Below are 6,749 nucleotides of genomic sequence, written 5' to 3'. Positions count from 1 at the left end.
GGGGGCTCTTTACCTACAAAAATTCCCCGAAACCCTAGATAAACCAAAATCGTCCTGGATTTTCAACTTTGTGTTAGCGCTTGTCCATGCCCTTGCTGAAGTATTGGCCTGTGTCCTTTTTTACGCAACTTCTGGTACCAATGTAGAAAATATGTTTTATGTTCTATTTGTACTAGTTGGATTTGGCACAATTATCCATAGTATGGTAGACTATACATTAGCACTAGCTGTCTATAAAGTGCTTCGAAAACGCCGTTAAAAGGAAGAACTATGACAAAAGATCGCAAACAAGCCCTGCTCCAACTCTTGAAAGAAGCTCCTAAAGCCCTCAACGGCCAAAGTTTGGCGGAACATTTTCATGTCACACGTCAGGTCATTGTGCAGGACATTGCAATTTTGAGAGCCGATGGCGCTCCTATCCTATCCACTAATCGTGGCTACATCTATAAGCAAATTGATACCAATCCTTATGTTCACAAACTTTTCAAAGTAAAACATGAAGTTGAAGAAATCGGTCAAGAACTCCTTGCTATCGTAGATAATGGTGGACGTGTTCAGAATACCTTGATTGACCATCCCGTTTATGGAGAAATTGAAACCTTGCTGAAACTGTCTTGTCGTAGAGATGTGCAACATTTTCTAGAACAAGTCGAGCATTCAGATTTTAGACCTCTGTCTGAATTGACAGATGGCATCCATTACCACCTAGTCGAAGCCGAAACACAACAAGACCTCCACTATATCGAGGAGGCCTTGGATCAGCTAGGTTATTTAGTAAAGGATTAGAAAATTTTCTTTTCCCAATCGTCTTCTGTACGGCGAGGGTAGAAAAATTCAGATTTGTCCGGAGCTTCCATCATTTCCATTAAAGGCAACATATCATAGGCCAGATCCAAGTTTGGAATCTGGTCTTTTTGCACCCAAGAAACTTCTCCAAATCCAAAAGATTGAGACTTTTATATAGAATCAGCTATAGCAGGTTCTAAAGACTATCCGCTTGATTTTATATTGAAAAGTTTCTCCTTAATTTAATTTTTCACAATTTCGTTCCCTTAATTTTACTTTCGAGCAATAAACATACCATATTCTTTAGGAATAATTAACTTCCCCTTATGAAAATGTACTTCCAATCTTTTACGAATGACTTTTTCTTCTAGCGAACTTATTTCTGAAATTCCTTTAAAGGATTGGATGTATTTAACTAGATCATCTATGCTAGTTACCTGTAACTCATCATCATAGAGTAATGTATCGACAGAGTTAAAATACCTACTCAGGTACCTTTTGCCATTTTGTAAAGTAAAAGTTTTATTTTCCAAATCTTGATTAACCTCATCTTTAAATAAACTTGCCAAATAATCTACAACTCCATTTTCACCAAATGTAGCACAGTAAAAAATTCCGCCTGTTTTTAAGACTCTATTCACCTCAGAGAGCGCTTTAGGAATATCATTCACATGATGTAGAAGCATATTAGCAATAACAATATCAAAAGTTTCATTCTCAAAAGAAATCTTTTGAATATCCATTATCTCATAGTTGACATTGTCTCTATTTCCAATCACTGACTTCGTTGATTTTACCATATCTTTAGAAAAATCTGTAACAATCAACTGCTTCATTTTATCTATAGAATTACTATTACTTTTCCACAGTTCTCCGGTACCACATCCCAATTCTAGAACCTTTACTTCATCAGTGATTTGGTAGTTAGAAAATATCCAATTATTAAATCCCAATTTATTTTTTGAATACTTCTTATGCAATTCTACTCGAATATCAAGATTATCATGACTTTTATATTGTTCAATTACTTTATCATCCATTTTCTGGTACTTCCTTTCATATTTTAAGATTATACCATAAAATAAAACAATCTCCGATTTCAAAATTGAAGATGGAGATTGTTCAAGATATAGATAGGAAATTTAGCAATATTCAGTTGACTTACATCGCCATACTTAGCCTATATTTCAGTACCGTACTTTAAAAGATAACACCTATCAACTAATCATAGAACTAAAAAATTTCTTTCTCCCAATCGTCTTCTGTACGGCGAGGGTAGAAAAATTCAGATTTGTCAGGAGCTTCCATCATCTCCATCAAAGGTAGCATATCATAGGCCAGATCCAAGTTTGGAATCTGGTCTTTTTGCACCCAAGAAACTTCTCCCTCTTCTGAAGAGCGAAGGGTACCAGAGAACTCAGTCGCCTTATAACAAATGACAATATAGCGCCCACCTGTATCTAGTGGCCAATTTTTAATGCCGACAAGTTGAGGATTTTGGATAGTCAACCCTGTTTCTTCATAGATTTCACGAATGACAGACTCTGCGAAAGCCTCACCATTTTCAACATGACCTCCAGGAAATGCATAACCTGACCAGCGATTGGTTTCAGGAGAGCGATACTGCATAACCACGCGCTGAGTTTCGAGGTCTTCAATCAGACAAATGTTTGTTAAAATCGTTAATTGTGAACGGGACATAAATTTACTCACTTTCTAATTTATTAAATTTTCAGACTTGGTACCAGAAATATTAGCTTTTACTTTTTAGAATTATTTAGAATAGCATACCATCCGTTTTTCCTTTATAGGCTTTCCAAGTTCAAGGATTTTTTCTTGGCCATCAAAAGTAAAACCCATTTTTTGATAGAAAGCAATGGCGCGCTTATTATCTTTCAATACCCATAAGAAAATTTCAGAAAAATGATCAAGAGCAGTCAAAGCTGCTCTCACTAACTTTTGTGCAATGCCTTTTCCGTAATAGTCTTTTAAAACATATAAAGCAATAATTTCACCAGCTTGAATAGTCTCATCACGAAAATTACCATAACTGATAAAACCAACCACCTTCACGCCATCCATCGCAATCAATGTATTTTCTGGATACTTTTGACTAAAGAATCGACATCTTTCTAATGTCATTGTCTCCTGAAATTCTGCAGGCAAAAGGTCGTCATAGGCCTCTCTCCACGTTTGCCAGTGAACAAGGGATTTACCTTCTATCTCTTCAGGAGTTTCCATTGATTTGATAATAACCGTCATTTATTTTCTGCTCCTTAATCCAGTACCCTAACTTCCTTTGCTACTTTTTGTAGAAATTTTTGTCTTGTTGAACTTGTATTTACTTCACGGCCTAACTCTCCTAAGATTGAAACCCTATTTGTTTTTATGCCACAGTGATTCAATACAGCATTCTTTAATACTGATATTCCATAACTGTCTGGAATGTTAATCGGACCTGAAAATACTTTGTACCACCAAGTTGGTGCCATAGAAGTTGCATAGATACTAGCTGTTTTTCCTTTTAGTAACTTTTTGAACTGTCTACCTCCCAAGTAGTTCAAAATAAAGCTTCCTCGATTGTTTGCGGAATATGCAATGCCTGGCGTAAAAACACGATCAATCCACCCCTTCAATAGACTAGGCATACTACTCCACCAAATAGGATAAACAAAAATGAAATGATCTGCCCACTGGATTAATTCTTGAGAGCGTAGAATAAACGAATTGTCCTCCATTCTTTGTCGATAACCATAACGTAAAACAGGATCAAACTCTTCCTCATTAAGATTAATCACTTCAAGTTCATGTCTCTTTGAGTCTATATTTTCTACAATCGTTTGAAAAATTGCTTGACAATAGCTTTCTTTATCAGGATGTCCATTGATAACTAAAATATTCATAAAATTCCCCTAATCCAACGCCTTGACTTCCAGCATCATATCACGTATCTGAGCTGCCATTTCAAAGTCAAGCACTTCGACGGCTTCTTGCATTTGTTTTTCTAGTTTCTTAACTAGTTCTTTGCGCTCTTGTTTGTTGAGGCTGTTGATGTCGACTTCCTTGTCCTCTTCCTTGGCAACTGCCTTAGTCACGGCAATCAAGTCACGAATTTCTTTCTTAATGGTTTGTGGAACGATACCATGTTCTTCATTATAAGCCATCTGAATTTTCCGACGGCGGGCAGTTTCATCGATGGCACGTTGCATAGACTGGGTAACCGTGTCCGCATACATGATGACATGACCTTCACTGTTACGGGCGGCACGTCCAATGGTCTGGATGAGTCCACGTTCGTTACGAAGGAAACCTTCCTTGTCAGCATCGAGAATCGCTACGAGGCTCACTTCAGGAACGTCAATTCCTTCACGAAGGAGGTTGATTCCGACCAAGACATCAAAGACACCCAAACGCAGGTCACGGATAATCTCTGTCCGCTCCAGGGTTTTGATATCTGAGTGCATGTACTTAACCTTGATGCCCATTTCCTTGAAGTAGTCGGTCAAGTCCTCTGCCATTTTCTTGGTTAAGGTTGTGATAAAGGTACGCTCATTCTTCTCAACACGGGCATTAATTTCACCCAAGAGGTCATCAATCTGTCCCATAGTCGGACGGACTTCCACTTCAGGATCCAAGAGGCCTGTTGGACGAATGATTTGCTCAATCACTGTCTCGGTCTGTTCATTTTCATAGTCACCAGGTGTCGCTGAAACGTAAACAATCTGATGGACATGACTCTCAAACTCCTCCCGACGGAGAGGACGATTGTCAAGAGCAGACGGCAAACGGAAACCGTAATTTACTAACATTTCCTTACGCGAACGGTCCCCATTGTACATGCCCTTGATTTGCCCCATTGTCATGTGGCTCTCATCAATCATAATTAAGAAATCATCTGGGAAGAAGTCGAGAAGGGTATAAGGAGGCTCACCCTCACTCCGTCCATCCATGTGACGTGAATAGTTCTCAACCCCGTTGGTATAGCCCATCTCACGCAGCATTTCGATATCATACTCTGTCCGCTGTTTCAAACGCTGTGCTTCCAGTAATTTACCTTCCTTCTCAAAGACAGCTAACTGCTCTTCTAATTCTGCTTGAATCTTGGCAATGGCAACTTCCATATGGTCGTCATTGGTCACAAAGTGAGTAGCTGGGAAAATCGCCAAATGATCCACTTCTCCCAATACCTGACCAGTCAGGGCCTCAACCTCACGAATACGGTCAATTTCGTCTCCAAAAAACTCTACTCGAAAGGCGTGTTCATCACGGGAAGCTGGGAAAATCTCTACCACATCCCCACGAACGCGAAATCTTCCCCGTTGGAAATCAATATCATTACGTTCAAACTGGATATCAACTAAGTCATTCAAGAGTTTATCACGAGAAATTTCAAGACCTGGACGGAGACTAACGACACTATCAGCGTATTCCTTGGGCGAACCCAGACCATAGATACAAGAGACTGAGGCCACTACAATAACATCATTACGCTCCAAAAGAGCCGAAGTCGCTGAGTGTCGGAGCTTATCAATCTCGTCATTGACAGAACTATCCTTCTCAATATAGGTATCGCTAGAAGGGACATAGGCCTCAGGTTGGTAATAATCATAGTAAGACACAAAGTACTCAACTGCATTTTCAGGGAAAAATTCCTTAAACTCCCCATAGAGCTGTCCTGCTAGAGTTTTATTGTGGGCGATGACCAGAGTTGGTTTATTGACTTTGGAAATAACCTGACTCATGGTATAGGTCTTCCCTGTTCCGGTCGCCCCCATCAGAATCTGAGCTTTTTCTCCACCCTCGATATTATCAACCAACTGCTCGATAGCTTGGGGTTGATCTCCTGATGGTTGATATTTTGATACTAGTTTAAATTGATTATCTGTAATGCGGTTAATCATAAGAATCCTCTCTCAATGTGCTATTCCTATTTTAGCATACTTGTATCATTTTCACGAAGAAAAGGACGAACCTAAGTCACATCCTTTCATTTTCTTTCTTTAATTGATAAGCGAGATAGACAATCAGCAGTAGCAAGACCAAACTTGTCATGACAGAACCTTCAATCCCAAAAGAACCACCTGATAGCCAGCTCCGATCGCCTTGTGGTAAAAAGGTCATCAGAGACGTTCCTGACGGTTGACCACTAACTAAAATCCCAAAGAGATTACCCTGAGCAAAATTCCAAGCTCCATGAATACCACCTATACCCCATATAGTATCTGTTTTAAGAAGATATAGGGACATGGCAACTCCGAATAAAAAGAGATCAATTGCAGATAAGAAAGTTATGCCTGGATTTCCTAAATGAAGTAAGGTAAAGAGACTACTAGATATGATAATAGCGACTTTAATATTGGTTCTCTTAGCCAATTGTGGAATCAGCCAAGCACGAGTAACCAATTCTTCTGCCGTTCCTTGTAAAATCCAAAAAGGTATTGTAAATAAAGTAAAAGCTAGCGAATAAGTATCCAAGTGAATGGAGTCAAATTGATACTGCCCCAACACTACTAGTCCAGCCAAAACAAGTATAAAGAGGGATAGACCAAGACCGTATCCTTTAAATAAGGCACTTAAAAAATTTTCTTTATAGAATCCCAAGGTTCGAATAGGTCTTTTCTCTACTTTTCTAGTCCATCTAAACACAGTTAAGATGATAAAACCAAAGGCCAGTAATTCAAATATCAAATGGATGTCACTTGTTTTATCCATCAAGCTCTGCTGCAAGGTCTGCAAATAGGTTGCAAGATTTTGACCAACCTCTCCAAAATTTCTAGCAAGTCCGATGAGAGCTAACAAACTAATACCATACAGAGTATAAGCCACAAACTCTCCTATGAAGACAAAAGCAAAGGCTAACAAGGGGCTTGTGTAAATGTTTAAACTCATTTTAGAAGTTTCAAAGTCTTTTAAGATTCTTTTGTCTTTCATAACTTTATCCTCTTTTACTATATGATATACCT

Annotated in this window: 7 protein-coding genes and 2 pseudogenes; 2 read left to right on the top strand and 7 right to left on the bottom strand. The window is 38.8% G+C overall.

Features of this window, described 5'->3' with window-relative positions; genetic code table 11:
* Positions 1–259: pseudogene (locus SMIDD26_RS12650) on the top strand (hypothetical protein); the annotation flags it as partial.
* A gap of 11 nt (positions 260–270) precedes the next feature.
* Positions 271–786 (top strand): transcription repressor NadR, encoded by a 516-nt coding sequence (locus SMIDD26_RS03525; protein WP_050104668.1) that lies wholly within the window; start codon positions 271–273, stop codon positions 784–786.
* Here SMIDD26_RS03525 and SMIDD26_RS03520 read toward each other — a convergent pair.
* The 7 genes and pseudogenes from SMIDD26_RS03520 to SMIDD26_RS03490 all read right to left on the bottom strand — a co-directional run.
* Positions 783–935, bottom strand: a pseudogene (locus SMIDD26_RS03520) (NUDIX hydrolase); the annotation flags it as partial. The gene SMIDD26_RS03525 and the pseudogene SMIDD26_RS03520 overlap by 4 nt on opposite strands.
* A 123-nt stretch (positions 936–1,058) precedes the next feature.
* Positions 1,059–1,826, bottom strand: coding sequence for a class I SAM-dependent methyltransferase (locus SMIDD26_RS03515; RefSeq protein ID WP_061438958.1), 768 nt, complete (start codon positions 1,824–1,826; stop codon positions 1,059–1,061).
* Between the two features lie 193 nt (positions 1,827–2,019).
* The gene (locus tag SMIDD26_RS03510) at positions 2,020–2,487 is read right to left on the bottom strand and encodes an 8-oxo-dGTP diphosphatase (protein ID WP_061438955.1); all 468 of its coding nucleotides are present in this window, start codon (positions 2,485–2,487) and stop codon (positions 2,020–2,022) included.
* A gap of 72 nt (positions 2,488–2,559) precedes the next feature.
* Positions 2,560–3,048, bottom strand: a complete 489-nt coding sequence (locus SMIDD26_RS03505) for a GNAT family N-acetyltransferase (RefSeq protein WP_061438953.1) — start codon at positions 3,046–3,048, stop codon at positions 2,560–2,562.
* Between the two features lie 14 nt (positions 3,049–3,062).
* Complete coding sequence (locus tag SMIDD26_RS03500) at positions 3,063–3,689, bottom strand: NAD(P)H-dependent oxidoreductase (protein WP_061438951.1); 627 nt, start codon at positions 3,687–3,689, stop codon at positions 3,063–3,065.
* 9 nt (positions 3,690–3,698) lie between these two features.
* A complete protein-coding gene (gene uvrB, locus SMIDD26_RS03495; RefSeq protein ID WP_061438949.1) occupies positions 3,699–5,687 on the bottom strand; it encodes an excinuclease ABC subunit UvrB in 1,989 nt (662 codons plus the stop codon).
* A gap of 76 nt (positions 5,688–5,763) precedes the next feature.
* Entirely contained in the window at positions 5,764–6,717 is a 954-nt protein-coding gene (locus SMIDD26_RS03490; protein WP_061438947.1) for a CPBP family intramembrane glutamic endopeptidase, read from the bottom strand.
* Between the last annotated feature and the right edge of the window lie 32 nt (positions 6,718–6,749).

The sequence above is a fragment of the Streptococcus mitis genome, from assembly GCF_001579035.1.
Lineage (GTDB): Bacteria > Bacillota > Bacilli > Lactobacillales > Streptococcaceae > Streptococcus > Streptococcus mitis_J.
The sequence above is the reverse complement of the archived record's forward strand: the minus strand, read 5'-3'. Positions and strand labels throughout refer to the sequence as shown.

Coding starts and splice junctions, on each gene's coding strand:
- SMIDD26_RS03515 (WP_061438958.1), bottom strand. CDS start 1,826: ATGGATGATAAAGTAATTGAACAATATAAAAGTCATGATAATCTTGAT.
- SMIDD26_RS03490 (WP_061438947.1), bottom strand. CDS start 6,717: ATGAAAGACAAAAGAATCTTAAAAGACTTTGAAACTTCTAAAATGAGT.
- uvrB (WP_061438949.1), bottom strand. CDS start 5,687: ATGATTAACCGCATTACAGATAATCAATTTAAACTAGTATCAAAATAT.
- SMIDD26_RS03500 (WP_061438951.1), bottom strand. CDS start 3,689: ATGAATATTTTAGTTATCAATGGACATCCTGATAAAGAAAGCTATTGT.
- SMIDD26_RS03505 (WP_061438953.1), bottom strand. CDS start 3,048: ATGACGGTTATTATCAAATCAATGGAAACTCCTGAAGAGATAGAAGGT.
- SMIDD26_RS03525 (WP_050104668.1), top strand. CDS start 271: ATGACAAAAGATCGCAAACAAGCCCTGCTCCAACTCTTGAAAGAAGCT.
- SMIDD26_RS03510 (WP_061438955.1), bottom strand. CDS start 2,487: ATGTCCCGTTCACAATTAACGATTTTAACAAACATTTGTCTGATTGAA.